This is a genomic window from Mycobacterium sp. 3-98, assembly GCF_035918355.1.
GTDB classification, from domain to species: domain Bacteria; phylum Actinomycetota; class Actinomycetes; order Mycobacteriales; family Mycobacteriaceae; genus Mycobacterium; species Mycobacterium intracellulare.
The window spans coordinates 848,655-866,693 of the sequence record NZ_CP142360.1 but is presented as its reverse complement, the minus strand read 5'-3'; the positions used below and the strand labels follow the sequence as shown (position 1 = coordinate 866,693).

The window sequence follows — 18,039 nt, the reverse complement described above, 5'->3', positions numbered from 1 at the left end:
CCCAACTGGCCCCACCAGACTCCGCGCCGCTGACCGGCTACCGGATCGCCGTGACGTCGGCGAACCGGGCCGAAGAGCTGTGCGCGTTGCTGCGCCGCAACGGCGCGGAGGTGTCCAGCGCCGCGGCCATCAACCTCATCGCGCTGCCCGAAGACGAAGAACTGCACCGCCACACCGAAGCGGTCATCGCCGAGCCTCCCGATATCTTGGTGGCGCACACCGGCATCGGCTTCCGCGGCTGGGTCGCCGCGGCCGACGGCTGGGGACTGGCCACCCAGTTGCTGGCGTCCCTGTCTCGGGCGCGGATCGTGGCCCGCGGGCCGAAGGCGACCGGCGCCTTGCGCGCCGCCGGACTGCATGAGGAGTGGTCGCCCAGGTCCGAATCGTCGAGCGAGGTCCTGCGCTACCTGCTCGAATCGGATATCGCCGGAAAGCGGGTCGCGGTCCAGCTGCACGGCGCGGCCGACACCTGGGACCCGTTCCCGGAATTCCTCAACGGGTTGCGGTCCGCGGGCGCCCAGGTGGTCCCCATCCACGTATATCGCTGGAAACCAACGCCGGCCGGCGGCGACTTCGACCAACTCGTCACCTCGGTCGCCCGGCGGCAGTTCGACGCGGTGACCTTCACCTCGGCGCCCGCGGGCGCGGCGCTGCTGGAGCGCAGCCGCGAGTTGGGCGTCGAAGAACAACTGCTGCAAGCACTTCGCAGCGACGTGCACGCGATGTGCGTGGGCCCGGTCACCGCGCAGCCCCTGCTCCGCGCCGGGGTCCCCACGTCGTCGCCCGAGCGAATGCGGTTGGGGGCGTTGGCCCGTCACATCGCCCAGGAGCTCCCGACCCTTCGCTCGACCACCATCCGGGCGGCCGGCCACGAGATGGAGATCCGCGGGACCTGCGTGCTGGTCGACGGTTCGCCGCGGTCCCTGTCGGGATCGGGAATGGCGACGCTGCGCGCGCTGGCGGAGCGCCCCGGCGACGTCGTCGCGCGCAACGACCTGTTGCGGGTGCTTCCCGGCAACAGCAACGATCCCCACGCCGTCGACACGGCCGTGCTGCGGCTGCGAACGGCGCTGGGCGACAAGAACATCATCGCGACGGTGGTCAAGCGTGGCTACCGGCTCGCGATCGACCATCCGGACGAATCCCCATGGCACTGATCCTGGTGGCGCACGGCACCCGCAGGCCCGGCGGCGTGGCGATGGTCGAAGACCTTGCGGCACAGGTGAGTACGCTCGTCCGCAGCCCGGTCGACGTGGCGTTCGTCGACGTGGTGGGACCCACCCCCAGCGAGGTGCTGGCCACAGCGAAGGCCGCCGGCCGGCCGGCCATCGTGGTGCCGGCGTTCCTGTCGCGCGGATATCACGTCCGGGCCGACCTGCCCGCCCACGTCGCGATCAGCGGTCATCCGAACGTGACCGTCACCCCCGCGCTGGGCCCGAGCGGGCAGGTCGCGCGGATCGTCGGCGATCAGCTGCTGAAATGCGGTTGGCGGCCGGGTGATTCGGTGATTCTGGCGGCCGCGGGAACCTCGGACGACAACGCCCGCGCCGACCTGCACACCACGGCGACGTTGTTGTCGGCGCTCACCGGGTCGCGGGTGAGCCTGGCGTTCGCGGCCACCGGGGACCCGCAACTGCACGAGTCGGTCGACCGGGCGAGGCGCCGCGGTGGACGCGTCGTGGTCGCCTCCTACCTGTTGGCCGACGGCCTGTTCCAACAACGGCTGCACGACTGCGGCGCCGACCTGGTCAGTCAACCGCTGGGCACCCATCCCTGCCTGGCGCGCCTGATCGCGAACCGATTCCGCCGCGCCCTGCCGCCCGCCCTGGCCGCCACCGCCCGGCATGCGTCGCGTCGATCGGCCCCCCAACAGGTCACCCACGCGCGCGCGTTACGGCCAATTCCTTGATCTTTGGGCTCGAACCGGCGATCCTGGCACCATGCCCCGTCGCGAAGAGCCGTCGCGTGGCATCCTTGATCCGGTCGCCAAGGCGCTGCGTTTGCCGTTCGGCACACCGGAATTCATCGACCGGCTCGTCACCGGAGGGGTCAATCAAATCGGCCGCCGGACCCTGACGATGCTGATCACCACCTGGGATGCCGCCGGGGGTGGGCCGTTCGCGGCCAGCGCCGTCGCGTCCACGGGCATGGCCAAGACCGCCGAAATCGTCCAAAGCAATTTCGTGGGCCCGGTCTTCGGCCCGCTGCTGAAAATCCTCGGCGCCGACAAGGCGGCCACGCGGGCCTCGTTGTGCGCCTCCCAGCTCGTGGGCCTGGGCATCATGCGCTACGGCATCCGCTCCGAGCCGCTGCACTCGATGTCGGTGGACGCGCTGGTCGACGCGATCGGTCCGACGATGCAGCGCTACCTGGTCGGCGACATCACCCGGTGAGCGGTCGCGCGCTCAGGCCGCCCGGGCCTCGGCGTCGCGGGCGATCTGCACGAAGCCGTCTGCGGTGATCCGCACCGGGTACACCGGCACCGAAACGCTCGGATCGTCCAGGCAGGAACCGTCTTCGAGCGAGAACGCCTGCTTGAGAATGGGCGACTGAACCGTGACGCGGCCTCCGCGGTCGCCGACGATGCCGCGGGACAGCACGGCCGCCCCGGAGAACGGGTCGACGTTGCCCACCGCGTGCACGGACCCGTCGTCGAGCCGGAACAACGCGGCCTGGGAACCGTCGTCGAGCAGCACGCCGACGCCGCGGCCCGGAATGAGGTGGTCGTACGCGCACGCGCTCGTCCACACGGCAATGTCGTTGAGAAGCGTCATGATACCTTCCTCGTTCCTTCGGAGTTGTGCTCGCGAACCGTCGGCATGCCAATGGACACAGGGATTTTGCGCCCGGCGTGCTCGGTGAACGTCACCGTCGAATCGACGGCGTCGGGGGCGTTGACGAACGAAACGAAGCGCGAGAGCTTGTCCGGGTCGTCGAGCACCCCCTTCCATTCGCACTTGTAGTTGCGCACGTGCCGCTCCATCGCGGCCTCGAATTCGGCTGCCAGGCCCAGTGAGTCCTCGCAGACGACCTCGCGCACGTGGTCCAGACCGCCGTCGAGCGACTCGACCCACGGCGCGGTGCGCTGCAGCCGGTCAGCCGTGCGGATGTAGTACATGACGAACCGATCGACGTACCGGACCAGCGTCTCGGTGTCGAGGTCGCTGACCAGCAGCTGCGCGTGCTTCGGGGTCATCCCGCCGTTGCCGCCGACGTAGAGGTTCCAGCCCTTTTCGGTGGCGATGACGCCGACGTCCTTGGAGCGGGCTTCGGCGCACTCCCGCGCGCAACCCGAGACGCCCATCTTGATCTTGTGCGGCGCCCTCAGGCCGCGGTAGCGCAGTTCGAGGTCGATGGCCAGCTGCACCGAATCCTGCTGCCCGTAACGGCACCAGTCGGTGCCCACACAGCTCTTCACCGTGCGCAGCGCCTTGCCGTACGCGTGCCCGGATTCCATGCCGCCGTCGACCAGGCGCTTCCAGATCTCGGGCAGTTGGTCCACCCGCGCGCCGAACAGGTCGATGCGCTGGCCCCCGGTGATCTTGGTGTAAAGGCCGAAGTCCTGGGCGATCTGGCCGATCAGGATCAGGTGCTCGGGCTTGATGTCGCCGCCGGGGACCCGCGGCACCACCGAGTAGCTGCCGTTCTTCTGGATGTTGGCCAGGAAGTGGTCGTTGGAGTCCTGCAGCGACGCCTGCTCGCCCTCGAGGATGTGGTCCGAACCGGTGGACGCCAGGATCGAGGCGACCACGGGTTTGCAGATGTCGCAACCCTTTCCGCGACCGAAGCGCTCCAGCAGTCCGGAGAAGGTCCGCAGCTCGGTGGCGGAGATGATCTCGAAAAGCTCGGCGCGCGACTGGCTGAAGTGCTCACACAGCGCCTTGGACTGCTCGACGCCCTCGGCTTCCAGCAGCTGCTTGAGCAGCGGCACGCACGACCCGCACGACGTCCCGGCCGAGGTGCACGACTTCAGCGAGGGCACATCGGCGCAGCCGTCGGCGATCGCGCACTTCAGATCGCCCTTGGTGACGTTGTTGCACGAGCAGATCTGGGCCGAATCCGGCAGCGCCCCAATGCCCAACGCCTCGCCGCCGCCGGATTGGGCCGGCGCGATCAGCGCGAGCGGATCCCCGGGCAGCTCGCTGCCGACCATCGGCCGCAGCACCCCGTAGGAGGAGGCGTCGCCGACCAGGACGCCCCCGAGCAGGGTCTTGGCGTCGTCGGAGAGCACCAGCTTCGCGTACGTCCGGTTCACCGCGTCGTTGACGGCGACCTCGAGGCAGTTCTCGGTGACGCCCATCGCGTCACCGAAGCTGGCGACGTCGACGCCCAGCAGCTTCAGCTTCGTGGACAGGTCCGCCTCGCCGAACTCCGCGACGCCGTCCAGCAGGCGGTCGGCCACCACCTCGGCCGAGGTGTAGCCCGGACCCACCAGGCCGTAGCACCGGCCGCCGATCGCGGCGACCTCGCCGATCGCGTAGATGTCGGGATCGCTTGTCCGGCAGGACACGTCGGTGAGCACACCGCCGCGCTCGGCGCGCGTCAGCCCGGCGGCGACCGCCAGTTCGTCGCGCGGCCGGATCCCGGCCGCGAAGATCACCAGGCCGGCGTCGACCACCTGCCCGCCGGTCAGGCGCACCCGCACCGACGTCGACCCGTCCGGGTGGTCGACCGATTCGATCGACTCGGTGCCGGTGCCGACATGCACGGAGATGCCCAGGTCCCCGACCATCCGGGCCAGCAGCGCGCCGCCGGCCTCGTCGATCTGCTGCGCCATCAGTCGCGGCATCATCTCGATGACGTGGGTCCGCAACCCGAACTGGCGCAGCGCATTTGCGGCCTCCAGCCCCAGCAGGCCGCCACCGATGACCACGCCCGCGGTCGCGTGTGAGCTTTGCGCCGCGCGCTGGGCGTCGGCGCGGATGGCGTCGAGGTCGTCGAGCGTGCGGTACACGTGGCAGGCGGGCAGGTCGTGGCCGGGCACCGGCGGCACGAACGCGTAGGAGCCGGTCGCCAGGACCAGGGTGTCGTAGTCGTGGCGCCGCCCGTCGGCGGTGAGCACCGACTTTGTCGCGCGGTCGATTTCGGTGACCCGCTGGTTCAGCACCAGCCGGACCCGGTCGTCGCCCGCGTACTCGTTGCCGGGCAGCGCGAGCAGCTTGCGGTCCCAGCTTTCGGTGTAGGAGGTCAGCCCCACGCGGTCATAGGCGGCGTCGGTCTCCTCGGCGAAAACCGTTATGCGCCAACGGCCCTCGGTGTCGCGGGCGCGGAGCGCCTCGACGAACCGGTGGCCCACCATGCCATGTCCGACTACGATGATGTGACGCGGCGCACAGCTTGCGCGCGAAATCCCGTCTGCAGACATGGCTTTGAGAGTAACGGCCAGAAATTACGTCTTTTTCGCGCAATGTGACAGTCCTATGACGAGGATCTCACAACTCACAGGGACGGCTGTGATTGATCGTTCGCTGCCGGCGAACAGCCAGTTGGAACTTAAGCGTGGTCGACTCATGTTTGTACTAGTAGCCGGTCATCGGAGCGCCGGTCACAGGAATCTCACAACGAAGATCAAGGAATCGAAAGGGGAAGCACCATGAGCAACCTCGCACTGTGGTCGCGACCGGCCTGGGACACCGACCGGTGGCTGCGCGACTTCTTCGGCCCCGCCGCCGCGGCGGACTGGAACAACCCGCTGAGCAGCGGTTGGCGCCCCGCCGCCGAGATCGTCAAGGACGGTGACGACGCGGTCGTACGTGTCGAGCTCCCGGGCGTTGACGTCGACCGGGACGTGAACGTCGAGGTCGACCGGGGTCGCCTGGTCATCCACGGCGAACACCGCGACGAGCACGCGGAGGAGAAGGACGGCCGGACGCTGCGCGAGATCCGGTACGGCTCGTTCCGCCGGTCGTTCCAGCTGCCCGCCCACGTCACCGGCGACGCCATCACGGCGTCCTATGACGCCGGAGTGCTGACGGTGCGGGTCAGCGGCGCGTACGCCGGGAACCAGGCGCAACGCATCGCGATCACCAAGTAAGGCGCCGACGAGACGCAACAGCCCCCGCACGCACCGCGTGTCGGGGGCTTTTGCGTCGCTGCGCGTCAGCCCCAGCGGGCGAGCAGCTCGTTGGCCCGGCCCGTCAGCGCGGCCTGCAGGAAGGGCCCGAAGCTGATTCGCGCCACGCCCAGCGGACCGAAGGCCGCGGGGTCGTCCTGGTCGGGCAGCGCGATCGCGTTGACCGGCAACACCAACTCCGCGGTCAAGCGCCGCAACGTGTCGGGGTGGTGGCGGCCGACCGGGTACAGGACATCGGCGCCGGCGGCGGCCGCCTGATTCAGCCGTGCCACGGCGCGGTCGACGCGATCGGACTCCTCGCCGTCTTGGCGCAGGAACAGATCGGTCCGGGCGTTGATGACCACATGCACCCCCACCGCGTCGGCGGCCGACCGCAGCGCGCCGACCAGCTCGGCGTGTTCCTCGGCGGACCGCAGCCGTCCGCCCTCCGAGTGCACGGTGTCCTCGATGTTCAGCCCGACGGCCCCGACGCTGAGCAGGCCCTCGATCAGGCGGTCGGCCGGAAGTCCGTAGCCGGATTCGATGTCCACCGAGACCGGGACGCCTTCCGTTTCCGAGACCGCCGCGGTGATCTGCGCGACGCGGGTGAGCACGTCGTCGAACGACATGCCCTCGTTGTCGGATTTGCCGATCGAGTCCGCCATCGGATGGCTCCCCACGGTCAGCGCGGCGAATCCCGCGCCGACGGCCAGTCGCGCCGACCAGGCGTCCCACACGGTCGGCAGGATGACCGGGTTGCCCGGCCGGTGCAGCTTCAACAGGGTGGCGGCGCGCTCGGCCGGCGTGTTGGGGCCCGTCATCAGTGTTTGCTCCCTTGGCGTCGGAGCTCAATGGTCTGACGTTCGCCTGTGCCGTGGATAGTATTGGGGACGTACTGTGATCCGAAACACTGCCGAGGAGATGCGTTGACGAGCACGACTGGCACGACAGAATTCGCCGAACTGCACGATCTGATCGGCGGCCTGCGGCGGTGCGTGAGCTCGCTGCGGTCGCGATACGGCGACAGCCCCGCGATGCGTCGCATCGTCATCGACGCCGACCGCATCCTGTCCGACGTCGATCTGCTCGACACCGACGTGTCCGAGTTGGACCTGGCGGGCGCCACCGTGCAGCAGTCGGGCGAGAAGATCGTCATCCCCGACACCCAGTACGACAGCGAATTCTGGCGTGATGTCGACGACGAGGGCGTCGGCGGTCACAACAGGGCCTGAACAACCCGAGCGACCCGACTCCATGCCCCCCGCTGGAGGGGGCCTTCTCTCTGTGTACCCTTCGACAGACAGCCCGTTCGAAGAGGAACAACTAGATGAGCGCACCCACGGCGAACCGTCCTGCGTCCGGTGTCTTTTCACCCACGCGCGCCCGTATCCAGCAGCGGACCCTCCGTACCGACCGGTGGTGGATGTCGCCGCTGAGGATCGACCTCGGCTTCGCCGCATTCGTCATCTACGCGACGGCACGAGCGTTCCAGCAGAACTACTTCTTTGTCCCCAAATACCACTACCTGACGCCGTTCTACTCGCCGTGCGTCAGCAAGGGTTGCGGTGAGGCCGGCGACATCTGGCCGCAGTTCCTGCCCGACGTGTGGTGGCTGCCGTATGCGGCGGTGTCGCTGCCGTTCCTGCTGCTGTTCCGGTTGACCTGCTACTACTACCGCGGCGCCTACTACCGCACGGTGTGGCAGTCGCCCACCGCGTGTGCGGTGGCCGAGCCCCGCGTGCACTACAGCGGCGAGACGAAGTTCCCGCTGATCATCCAGAACACCCACCGGTACTTCTTCTACATCGCCTGCCTCATCTCGATCGTCAACAGCTACGACGCGATCGTCGCGTTCCATTCCGACAGCGGGCCGGGCGGATTCGGCTTCGGGCTGGGCAACCTGATCCTGCTGGGCAACGTCATCATGCTGTGGGTCTACACGCTGTCCTGCCACTCCTGCCGGCACGTCACCGGTGGGCGACTCAAGCACTTCTCCAAAAACCCTGTGCGGTATTGGATCTGGACGCAGGTCAGCGCGATGAACACCCGGCACAAGCAGTTCGCCTGGATCACGCTGGGCACCCTGATGCTCACCGATTTCTACATCGCACTGGTGGCCAGCGGCGCCATCAGCGACCTGAGATTCGTTGGCTGAAAAGCCATTTGACTTACAAATCAGAACGTAGCTAGCGAGGGTTTTCATGGTTGATGTCGAGCGGCATGCCTACGACGTAGTCGTCATCGGCGCCGGCGGCGCGGGATTGCGCGCGGTCATCGAGGCGCGCGAACGCGGCCTGCGGGTCGCGGTGGTGTGCAAGTCCCTGTTCGGCAAGGCACACACCGTGATGGCCGAGGGTGGGTGCGCGGCCTCGATGGGCAACACCAACCCGAAGGACAACTGGAAGACCCACTTCGGCGACACGATGCGCGGTGGGAAGTTCCTCAACAACTGGCGGATGGCCGAACTGCACGCCAAGGAGGCCCCGGACCGCGTCTGGGAGCTGGAAACCTATGGCGCGCTGTTCGATCGCCTCAAGGACGGCAAGATCAGCCAGCGCAACTTCGGCGGGCACACCTACCCGCGGCTGGCGCACGTCGGTGACCGCACCGGCCTGGAGCTGATCCGCACCATGCAGCAGAAGATCGTCTCGCTGCAGCAGGAGGACTACGCCGAGCTCGGCGACTACGAGGCCCGCATCCGGGTGTTCGCCGAAACCACGATCACCGAACTGATCAAGGACGGCGACGCGATCGCCGGGGCGTTCGGCTACATCCGCGAAAGCGGCAACTTCATCCTGTTCGAGGCGCCCGCGGTGGTGCTGGCCACCGGCGGCATCGGCAAGTCGTTCAAGGTCACCTCGAACTCCTGGGAGTACACCGGCGACGGGCACGCCCTGGCGCTCCGGGCGGGCGCGTCCCTGATCAACATGGAGTTCGTCCAGTTCCACCCGACGGGCATGGTGTGGCCGCCGAGCGTGAAGGGGATCCTGGTCACCGAGGGCGTTCGCGGCGACGGCGGGGTGCTGAAGAACTCCGACGACAAGCGGTTCATGTTCGACTACATCCCGCCGGTCTTCAAAGGCCAGTACGCCGAGACCGAGCAAGAGGCCGACCAGTGGCTCAAGGACAACGACTCGGCCCGCCGCACCCCTGACCTGCTGCCGCGCGACGAGGTCGCGCGCGCGATCAACTCCGAGGTCAAGGCCGGCCGGGGCAGCCCACACGGCGGCGTCTTCCTCGACATCGCGTCGCGGCTGACGCCGGCGGAGATCAACCGCCGCCTGCCGTCGATGTACCACCAGTTCAAGGAGCTGGCCGGGGTCGACATCACCAAGGAGCCGATGGAAGTCGGGCCGACCTGCCACTACGTGATGGGCGGCGTCGAGGTCGACGCCGACACCGGGGCGGCCACCGTGCCCGGGCTCTTCGCCGCGGGCGAATGCTCCGGCGGCATGCACGGCTCGAACCGGCTGGGCGGCAACTCGCTGTCGGACCTGCTGGTATTCGGCCGGCGCGCCGGCCTGGGCGCCGCCGACTACGTGCGGGCGCTGAGCAGCCGTCCGACGGTCGGCGACGGCGCCGTCGAGGCGGCGGCGAAGCGGGCCCTGTCCCCCTTCGAGGCGCCGGCGGGCGGCGGCCCCGGCGAGAACCCCTACACCCTGCAGCTCGAGCTGCAGCAGTCGATGAACGACCTGGTCGGCATCATCCGCAATGCCGACGAGATCTCCGAGGCTTTGGCCCGGCTCGACAAGCTGCGGGAGCGGTTCAAGAACCTGCATGTGGAGGGGCAGCGCCGCTACAACCCGGGCTGGAACCTGGCCATCGACCTGCGCAACATGCTGCTGGTCAGCGAATGCGTCGCCAAGGCCGCGCTGCAGCGCACCGAGAGCCGGGGCGGGCACACCCGCGACGACCACCCGTCGATGGACTCGTCGTGGCGCAAGCTGTTGCTGGTCTGCGAGGCAGTCGCCGAGCCAGGCGACGTTGAAGCCGCGGTGATCCCCGACATCACCATCACGAAGAAAGAGCAGACGCCGATGCGGCCCGATCTGCTGGAACTGTTCGACATCGCCGAGCTGGAGAAGTACTACACCGACGAGGAGCTCGCCGGGCATCCAGGGCGGACACCCAGGACGGAGAAGTAAATGACCTACAACGCGACGATGCGGGTGTGGCGCGGCGACGACGCCAACGGTGCGTTGCAGGACTTCACCGTCGAGGTCAACGAGGGTGAGGTTGTCCTCGACATCATCCACCGCCTGCAGCAGACCCAGACGCCCGACCTGGCGGTCCGGTGGAACTGCAAGGCGGGCAAGTGCGGCTCGTGCTCCGCGGAGATCAACGGCTATCCGCGGTTGCTCTGCATGACCCGGATGTCCACGTTCGCCGAGGACGAGGTCGTCACGGTCACGCCGCTGCGGACGTTCCCGGTGATCCGGGACCTGGTCACCGACGTCTCGTTCAACTACGAGAAGGCCCGCGAGATACCGTCTTTCGCGCCGCCCAAGGACCTGCAACCCGGCGAGTACCGGATGGCGCAGGAGGACGTCCAGCGCTCCCAAGAGTTCCGCAAGTGCATCGAGTGCTTCCTGTGCCAGAACGTGTGCCACGTGGTCCGCGACCACGAGGAGAACAAGAAGGCGTTCGCCGGCCCCCGCTTCCTGATGCGGATCGCCGAGCTGGAGATGCACCCCCTGGACACCCGGGACCGGCGCAAGGACGCCCAGGAAGAGCACGGCCTGGGGTACTGCAACATCACCAAGTGCTGCACCGAGGTCTGCCCGGAGAACATCAAGATCACCGACAACGCGCTGATCCCGATGAAGGAGCGCGTCGCCGACCGCAAGTACGACCCGGTGGTCTGGCTCGGTAACAAGCTGTTCCGTCGCTGAGCGCTCCCGCCGCGCCCCCACCCGGGTGGCGGGGTTAGGGCGTCGCGGTACCCGGGTAACCAACCTGCATCCTGTCGGGCCGTCCGGATGGACGGCCGCTGTACCAACGACCGGAAAGGCAGCTCATGGAACCCAGGCGAGAAACCGCCAGCATCAACAACATTCGGACCGCAATCCGGCAATTGTCCGTGCGCGCCCAGCTCGCGCAGAAGGAGGGGCGGCACAACGACGCCGCCGAACTCGAAAGCCGCATCCAAGGCTTCCGGGAAGAACTCAGCCACCGGCCCTAGCGCGCGCCGGCGGCCCCGGTTCAGGCGCCCAAGCGGCGGAAATTGCTCCGGTGGAACACGATGGGCGCCACGTCGGCGTCCACGGTCACCTCGTTGACCCGCAACACGACGATCGTGTGGTCGCCGGCGGGAATGAGTTGCTCGATGGCGCTTTCCAGCCACAGGCCGGTGCCCTTGATGAACACCGCCCCGGTGGGCCGCGAGACGGTCTCCAGGCCGGCGAACCTGTCGCCGGTTTTGGCGGCCAGCGTGCGGGCGGCCTCGTCGTGCGCCTCGCCGAGCACGCTGATGCCCAGCATGGGCAGGTCCTTGAGTTTGGGCCACGTCGTCGAGGTGTTCTGCACGCAGAACGACACCAACGGCGGGTCCAGCGAGACCGGCACGAAGGTGCTGGCGGCCAGCCCTTCCCGGGTTCCGTTCACCTCGGCGGCGATGGCCACCACACCCGATGGGAAATGACCGAAGGCCTCACGAAGTGACGACGCTGTCAGCTTGTTGTTCGAGTTCACCGGACTTTTTCGCCCCTAGAGCGCCAGACGTATTTTCGGGTCCGACCCTACCCGGCGCGCATCGTCCCGGCGCGGACACCCTTACTCGTTTTCTAAGCGCTCTGCCGAATACCCGTGCGCGGAAGCGACATCCGGGTGCGAGCGCAGCCGGCTCTTCCAGGCGTTGCGGCCGTAGACCGAGAAGATGGGGTCGGCGGGATCCTGCGACGCCGCCCAGTCCGTCCCGGTGCCCGCCGCGAGTTCGCGGGGCAGCGCGAGTACGGGTATCCGCGCGTCGAGGCGCGGATTGAAGAAGTAGGGCACCGAGATCCGGTCGGTCGCCGGGCCCTGCAGGTTGACCCGGTGCTCGGTGGCCCGCAGGTAGCCGCGCGTCGCCGCCTCCAGCAGTTCACCGATGTTGACGATGAACGCCCCCTCGCGCGGGGGGACGTCGATCCAGGCGTCGTCGAACGCCCGCCGCACCTGCAGGCCCCGGCTGCCCGGCTCCGCCAGCAGCAGCGTGAGCACCCCGGCGTCCCGGTGCGCGCCCACGCCCTGGGAGCCGGCCGCGCGCCCCGGGTAGCGGATGATCTTGATCAGCGTGGCCGGGGTTTCGGCGAAGGCGCGGTCGAACACGTCGGCCGGGCTGCCCAGCGAGGCCGCCCAGTGCCGCAGCAGGGTGCGGGCCACCGCCGACAGCGCGGCGTCCCACTCCTCGACGAGTCCGGGCAGCTCGGGCAGCGCGGCCGGCCACTGGTTGGGACCCTGTAGCCACCGGTAGTCGGACTTGCCCAGCCCGCCGATCGGCGGACGTTGCGGCCCGATGTCGATCTGCTCGCGCCAATCCACCTCGCCGCGGGTCACCTCGCCACCCAGGCGGGTGTAGCCGCGGAAATGCGGGCTGCGCACCATGGCGACCGAGTCCTTGTCGTGCTGCGGCAGCGCGAAGAGCCGGCGCGCGGCCTCGAGCATCCGCGTCACCAATTCCGGGGCGACCCCATGGCCGGTCAGATAGAAGAATCCGACCCGGTGGGCGGCCTCGCGCAGACCGTCCCGCAACCGCGCCGGATCGGCCCGCAGGTCGACGACCGGCACCGCAGTGACGCCCGGCACATTGGCCGTCCCGCGCCCGTCTCCGCAGGTAGCGCGGGTTTTCGACGGCATCGGCGCACCCTTCCCAACCGGTTGGTTAATTAGGCAATGAAATCTAGCTCACATCCGCTTGCATCCCACTGACGCTAACGATATTTTAGGTGTTGTTACTGGTGGGTAACTTAGACCTAGTACCCAACCACAAGTGGCATTCTCAACGAGGAGGACCGTAGTGAGCCACTACAAGAGCAACGTCCGCGACCAGGCGTTCAACCTGTTCGAGGTATTGGGCGTTGACAAGGCCTTGGGCCAGGGCGAATACAGCGACCTGGACGTAGACACCGCCAACGAAATGCTCAACGAGATGAGCCGGCTGGCCGAGGGGCCGATCGCCGACTCGTTCGTCGAGGGCGACCGCAACCCGCCGGTCTTCGACCCGAAGACGCACTCGGTGACGCTGCCGGAATCCTTCAAGAAGTCCGTACACGCCGTCATCGAGGCCGGGTGGGACAAGGTCGGCATCGACGAGGCCCTCGGCGGCGTGGCAATGCCCAAGTCGCTGCTGTGGGCGCTGCACGAGCACATCCTGGGCGCCAACCCGGCCGTGTGGATGTACGCCGGCGGCGCGGGTTTCGCGAACATCCTGTACCACCTCGGCACCGAGGAGCAGAAGAAGTGGGCCGTCCTGGCCGCCGAGCGCGGCTGGGGTTCGACCATGGTGCTCACCGAGCCGGACGCCGGCTCCGACGTCGGCGCCGGGCGGACCAAGGCCGTCAAGCAGGACGACGGGTCCTGGCACATCGACGGTGTGAAGCGATTCATCACCTCGGCCGACTCCGGCGACCTGTTCGAGAACATCTTCCACCTGGTGCTGGCGCGCCCCGAGGGCGCCGGACCCGGCACCAAGGGCCTGTCGCTGTTCTTCGTGCCCAAGTTCCTGTTCGACTTCGAGACCGGTGAGCTGGGCGAGCGTAACGGCGTGTTCGTCACCAACGTCGAGCACAAGATGGGCCTGAAGGTGTCGGCGACCTGTGAGCTGAGCTTCGGCCAGCACGACGTTCCCGCCAAGGGCTGGCTGGTCGGCGAGGTGCACAACGGCATCGCGCAGATGTTCGACGTGATCGAGCAGGCCCGCATGATGGTCGGCACCAAGGCCATCGCGACCCTGTCGACGGGTTACCTGAACGCGTTGGAGTACGCGAAGTCCCGGGTCCAGGGCGCGGACATGACCCAGATGACCGACAAGACGGCACCGCGGGTGACCATCACGCACCACCCCGACGTGCGCCGGTCGCTGATGACCCAGAAGGCCTACGCCGAGGGTCTGCGGGCGCTGTACCTGTTCACGTCGACCTACCAGGACGCCGCGGTGGCCGAGGCCTTGCACGGTGTGGACGCCGAGCTGGCCGTGAAGGTCAACGACCTGATGCTGCCGGTGGTCAAGGGTGTCGGCTCGGAGCAGGCCTACGCCAAGCTGACCGAGAGCCTGCAGACGTTCGGTGGGTCCGGCTTCCTGCAGGACTACCCGATCGAGCAGTACATCCGGGACGCCAAGATCGACTCGCTCTACGAGGGCACCACCGCCATCCAGGCGCAGGACTTCTTCTTCCGCAAGATCGTCCGCGACAAGGGTGTGGCGCTGGCCCACGTGTCCGAGCAGATCCAGAAGTTCGTCGACAGCGAGTCCGGCAACGGGCGGTTGAAGACGGAACGGGAGTACCTGGCCAAGGCCCTGACCGACGTTCAGGCCATGGCGACCTCGCTGACCGGTTACCTGATGGCGGCGCAGGAGGACGTGACCAGCCTCTACAAGGTGGGTCTGGGTTCGGTGCGCTTCCTGATGAGCGTCGGTGACCTGGTCATCGGCTGGCTGTTGCAGCGTCAGGCCGCGGTGGCCGTGGCGGCGCTCGACGCCGGCGCCAGCGGTGACGACAAGGCCTTCTACGAGGGCAAGGTCGCGGTGGCGTCGTTCTTCGCGAAGAACTTCCTGCCGATGCTGACCAGCACCCGCGAGGTCATCGAGACGCTGGACAACGACATCATGGAGCTCGACGAGGCCGCCTTCTAGGCCGCTTCGAAGAGACGCACAAAAATCCCCCGCCTCGCGTGCGAGGCGGGGGATTTTGCGTCGGTCTGACCGTCAGAACACCAAAAAGGCCGCCGCTGGATCCCCTCACTCCAGCGGCGGCCCTTTTCGGACGCCCATCGGCCAAGACCGACAGGCGGTCGTTCCGGGGGATGCCCCGTATTGCCGTCGGGGTCGGGGGGTCAGACCACAACACGGGGCCATCCGGGGTCACGGATACCCGCCGCCTTCGATCGCTAACCCGATGTGACCCATCTCATCGGCCCGACGGTCAGGCCTCCAGGATCGCGGCCACTCCCTGGCCGCCCGCCGCGCAGATCGAGACCAGGGCGCGCACCGGCTGGCCCGCGCCCTTCTGCTCGGCCTTTCGCTGCGCGAGCTGCTTGGCGGCCTGAGCCAGGATCCGCCCGCCGGTGGCGGCAAACGGGTGGCCGGCGGCCAGCGAGGAGCCGTTGACGTTGAGCTTGGACCGGTCGATCGAGCCCAGCGCGGCGTCCAGCCCCAGCCGCCCCTTGCAGTACTCCTCGGATTCCCACGCCTGCAGGTGACACAACACAACCGACGCGAACGCCTCGTGGATCTCATAGAAATCGAAATCCTGCAGGCTCAGGCCATTGCGGGCGAGCAGCCGCGGCACCGCGTACGTGGGCGCCATGAGCAGGCCGTCGCGCCCGTTGACGTAGTCGACCGCCGCCGTTTCGGAGTCCACCAGGTACGCCAGCGGTGTGAGCGAGTGGGCCTCCGCCCACTCGTCGGTGCCCAGCAGGGCGACCGAGGCGCCGTCGGTCAGCGGGGTCGAGTTGCCGGCCGTCATCGTCGCGTCTCCGGCCTTGACGCCGAACACCGGCCGCAGCTTGGCCAACTTCTCGGCCGACGAGTCCGCTCGCAGGTTGTCGTCGCGGTACAGCCCCAAAAACGGCGTGACAAGGTCGTCGAAGAAGCCGCGGTCGTAGGCGGCGGCCATGTTGCGGTGGCTGGCGGCGGCCAGCTCGTCCTGGGCGACGCGCGAGATGCCCATCTGCTTGGCGGTGATCGCCTGGTGCTCCCCCATGGACAGCCCGGTGCGCGGTTCGCTGTTGACCGGGATCTCCACGCCCAGGGTCGCGGGCAGCGTGCCCACCAGCTTCAGCCGCTGCACGTTGGACTTGGCGCGGCGCAATTTGAGCAGGGTGCGGCGCAGGTTGTCGCCGAGGCCGATCGGCGCGTCGGAGGTGGTGTCCACCCCGCCGGCGGCGGCCACCTCGTAGCGGCCGGCCGCGATGCCGTCGGCGGCGGCGATCGCCGCCTGCAGGCCGGTGCCGCACGCCTGCTGCAGGTCGAACGCCGGCGTGTACGACGCCAACTGCGAACCGAGCACGCATTCGCGCGTGAGGTTGAAGTCCCGGCTGTGCTTGAGCACGGCGCCGCCGACCACCACGCCGAGCCGCTCGCCGGCCAGCCCGAAGCGATCCACCAGCCCGCCCAGCGCGGCGGTGAACATGTCCTGGTTGGAGGCCTCGGCGTAGGCGCCGTCGGACCGGGCGAACGGGATGCGGTTGCCGCCCAGGATGGCGACGCGCCGCCGCTCGGAGCTGCGCTGAGCAGCCGGTGTACTTGCCTCAGAACTTGCAGGGGCCACTGTTTTCTCCGTGCTCGTGCGGTCTATCGGTTTGGGATTCGCCCGTCTGGGGCCATACTACCCACTGTTCTTACTCTGCAGTAAGTTCGTCCTCGATACGGTTGTGCTGTAGGCATACCCCGACTTCGCAAGAACATGGAAGGTAGCTCCGGTGGCTCCCAAGGTCTCGTCCGATCTGTTCTCTCAGATCGTCAACTCCGGTCCTGGTTCGTTTCTCGCCAAGCAGCTCGGTGTTCCCCAACCCGAGACGCTGCGCCGCTATCGCGCCGGTGATCCGCCGCTGGCCGGGGCGCTGCTGATCGGCGGGGAGGGCAGAGTCGTCGAGCCGCTGCGCGCGGCGCTGGACGCCGACTACGACCTGGTCGGCAACAACCTGGGCGGGCGCTGGGCCGACAAGTTCGGCGGGCTGGTCTTCGACGCCACCGGCATCACCACGCCCGAAGGGCTCAAGGGGTTGTACGAGTTCTTCACCCCGCTGCTGCGCAACCTGCGCCACTCGGCCCGCGTGGCGGTGGTCGGCACCACGCCCGACGGCGCCGCCAACCCGCACGAGCGGATCGCCCAGCGCGCGTTGGAGGGCTTCACCCGCTCGCTGGGCAAGGAGCTGCGCAACGGCAGCACGGTCGCGCTGGTGTACCTGTCGCCGGACGCCAAACCCGCTGCGACGGGCCTGGAATCGACCATGCGGTTCATCCTGTCGGCCAAGTCGGCGTACGTGGACGGCCAGGTGTTCTACGTCGGGGAGGCGGACTCCACACCGCCGGGTGATTGGGAACGGCCGCTGGACGGCAAGGTCGCCATCGTGACAGGCGCGGCCCGCGGCATCGGCGCGACGATCGCCGAGGTGTTCGCCCGCGACGGTGCGCGCGTCGTCGCGATCGACGTCGAATCGGCCGCCGAGGCGCTGGCCGAGACGGCCAGCCGGGTCGGGGGCACCGCGCTGTGGCTCGACGTCACCGCCGCCGACGCCGTCGACAAGATCACCGAGCACCTGCGCGAGCATCACGGCGGCCACGCCGACGTCCTGGTCAACAACGCCGGGATCACCCGCGACAAGCTGCTGGCCAACATGGACGACGCGCGGTGGGACGCCGTCTTGGCCGTCAATCTGCTTGCCCCGCTGCGCCTTACCGAGGGGCTGGTCGGCAACGGCAGCATCGGCGAGGGCGGCCGGGTGATCGGCCTGTCGTCGATGGCCGGCATCGCGGGCAACCGCGGCCAGACCAATTACGCCACCACCAAGGCCGGGATGATCGGCCTGACCCAGGCGCTGGCCCCAGAGCTCTACGACAAGGGCATCACCATCAACGCCGTCGCACCGGGATTCATCGAGACCCAGATGACGGCCGCCATCCCGCTGGCCACCCGCGAGGTCGGCCGCCGGATGAACTCACTGCTGCAGGGCGGCCAGCCGGTGGATGTCGCGGAGGCCATCGCCTACTTCGCCAGCCCGGCCTCGAACGCGGTGACCGGCAACGTCATTCGCGTATGCGGCCAGGCCATGCTGGGCGCATAGGAGAA

General features: G+C 68.3%; 17 protein-coding genes. 11 read left to right on the top strand and 6 right to left on the bottom strand.

What is annotated here, in order from left to right; genetic code table 11:
* Positions 1–5: 5 nt before the first annotated feature.
* Genes QGN30_RS04235 through QGN30_RS04225 form a run of 3 tightly spaced genes read left to right on the top strand, consistent with a single transcriptional unit; the run spans position 6 to position 2,393 of the window.
* Positions 6–1,157 (top strand): uroporphyrinogen-III synthase, encoded by a 1,152-nt coding sequence (locus tag QGN30_RS04235; RefSeq protein WP_026071138.1) that lies wholly within the window; start codon positions 6–8, stop codon positions 1,155–1,157.
* On the top strand, positions 1,148–1,909 hold the full coding sequence (locus QGN30_RS04230) for a sirohydrochlorin chelatase (protein ID WP_008261744.1): 762 nt from the start codon (positions 1,148–1,150) through the stop codon (positions 1,907–1,909). The genes QGN30_RS04235 and QGN30_RS04230 overlap by 10 nt, the downstream gene beginning before the upstream one ends.
* 31 nt (positions 1,910–1,940) lie before the next feature.
* Entirely contained in the window at positions 1,941–2,393 is a 453-nt protein-coding gene (locus tag QGN30_RS04225; RefSeq protein ID WP_008261746.1) for a TetR/AcrR family transcriptional regulator, read from the top strand.
* Between the two features lie 12 nt (positions 2,394–2,405).
* On the opposite strand, the gene nirD is transcribed toward QGN30_RS04225, so the two are convergent.
* Together nirD and nirB are read right to left on the bottom strand one after the other, a co-directional pair.
* The gene (gene nirD, locus QGN30_RS04220) at positions 2,406–2,774 is read right to left on the bottom strand and encodes a nitrite reductase small subunit NirD (protein ID WP_008261748.1); all 369 of its coding nucleotides are present in this window, start codon (positions 2,772–2,774) and stop codon (positions 2,406–2,408) included.
* On the bottom strand, positions 2,771–5,365 hold the full coding sequence (nirB, locus tag QGN30_RS04215) for a nitrite reductase large subunit NirB (RefSeq protein ID WP_081490142.1): 2,595 nt from the start codon (positions 5,363–5,365) through the stop codon (positions 2,771–2,773). The genes nirD and nirB overlap by 4 nt, the downstream gene beginning before the upstream one ends.
* A 228-nt stretch (positions 5,366–5,593) precedes the next feature.
* Here nirB and QGN30_RS04210 point away from each other — a divergent pair, with 228 nt between their 5' ends.
* The gene (locus QGN30_RS04210) at positions 5,594–6,034 is read left to right on the top strand and encodes an Hsp20/alpha crystallin family protein (protein WP_008261751.1); all 441 of its coding nucleotides are present in this window, start codon (positions 5,594–5,596) and stop codon (positions 6,032–6,034) included.
* A 65-nt stretch (positions 6,035–6,099) separates the two neighbouring features.
* Here the strand turns inward: QGN30_RS04210 and QGN30_RS04205 are convergent, their stop codons facing one another.
* Complete coding sequence (locus tag QGN30_RS04205; protein WP_014385984.1) at positions 6,100–6,873, bottom strand: isocitrate lyase/PEP mutase family protein; 774 nt, start codon at positions 6,871–6,873, stop codon at positions 6,100–6,102.
* A 105-nt stretch (positions 6,874–6,978) separates the two neighbouring features.
* Here QGN30_RS04205 and QGN30_RS04200 point away from each other — a divergent pair, with 105 nt between their 5' ends.
* The 5 genes from QGN30_RS04200 (at position 6,979) to QGN30_RS04180 (ending at position 11,234) form a co-directional block, all read left to right on the top strand.
* The gene (locus QGN30_RS04200; RefSeq protein WP_008261755.1) at positions 6,979–7,284 is read left to right on the top strand and encodes a hypothetical protein; all 306 of its coding nucleotides are present in this window, start codon (positions 6,979–6,981) and stop codon (positions 7,282–7,284) included.
* 95 nt (positions 7,285–7,379) lie between these two features.
* Positions 7,380–8,207, top strand: coding sequence for a hypothetical protein (locus QGN30_RS04195; protein ID WP_008261757.1), 828 nt, complete (start codon positions 7,380–7,382; stop codon positions 8,205–8,207).
* Between the two features lie 46 nt (positions 8,208–8,253).
* A complete protein-coding gene (locus QGN30_RS04190; protein WP_014381385.1) occupies positions 8,254–10,197 on the top strand; it encodes a fumarate reductase/succinate dehydrogenase flavoprotein subunit in 1,944 nt (647 codons plus the stop codon).
* A complete protein-coding gene (locus QGN30_RS04185) occupies positions 10,198–10,944 on the top strand; it encodes a succinate dehydrogenase/fumarate reductase iron-sulfur subunit (RefSeq protein ID WP_003874034.1) in 747 nt (248 codons plus the stop codon). It begins immediately after the preceding gene.
* Between the two features lie 125 nt (positions 10,945–11,069).
* Positions 11,070–11,234, top strand: coding sequence for a hypothetical protein (locus QGN30_RS04180; protein WP_008261761.1), 165 nt, complete (start codon positions 11,070–11,072; stop codon positions 11,232–11,234).
* A 20-nt stretch (positions 11,235–11,254) separates the two neighbouring features.
* Here the strand turns inward: QGN30_RS04180 and QGN30_RS04175 are convergent, their stop codons facing one another.
* Together QGN30_RS04175 and QGN30_RS04170 are read right to left on the bottom strand one after the other, a co-directional pair.
* Positions 11,255–11,743, bottom strand: coding sequence for a flavin reductase family protein (locus QGN30_RS04175; protein WP_014943076.1), 489 nt, complete (start codon positions 11,741–11,743; stop codon positions 11,255–11,257).
* 81 nt (positions 11,744–11,824) lie between these two features.
* Positions 11,825–12,886, bottom strand: coding sequence for an isopenicillin N synthase family dioxygenase (locus QGN30_RS04170; RefSeq protein WP_193375525.1), 1,062 nt, complete (start codon positions 12,884–12,886; stop codon positions 11,825–11,827).
* A gap of 160 nt (positions 12,887–13,046) precedes the next feature.
* On the opposite strand from QGN30_RS04170, the gene QGN30_RS04165 reads away from it, so the two are divergent.
* A complete protein-coding gene (locus QGN30_RS04165) occupies positions 13,047–14,882 on the top strand; it encodes an acyl-CoA dehydrogenase (RefSeq protein WP_014381387.1) in 1,836 nt (611 codons plus the stop codon).
* 289 nt (positions 14,883–15,171) lie between these two features.
* Here the strand turns inward: QGN30_RS04165 and QGN30_RS04160 are convergent, their stop codons facing one another.
* A complete protein-coding gene (locus tag QGN30_RS04160) occupies positions 15,172–16,518 on the bottom strand; it encodes an acetyl-CoA C-acetyltransferase (RefSeq protein ID WP_202378455.1) in 1,347 nt (448 codons plus the stop codon).
* A 151-nt stretch (positions 16,519–16,669) separates the two neighbouring features.
* Between QGN30_RS04160 and QGN30_RS04155 the strand changes: the two genes are divergently transcribed.
* Positions 16,670–18,034, top strand: a complete 1,365-nt coding sequence (locus QGN30_RS04155) for a 3-oxoacyl-ACP reductase (protein WP_248923269.1) — start codon at positions 16,670–16,672, stop codon at positions 18,032–18,034.
* Positions 18,035–18,039 lie beyond the last annotated feature (5 nt).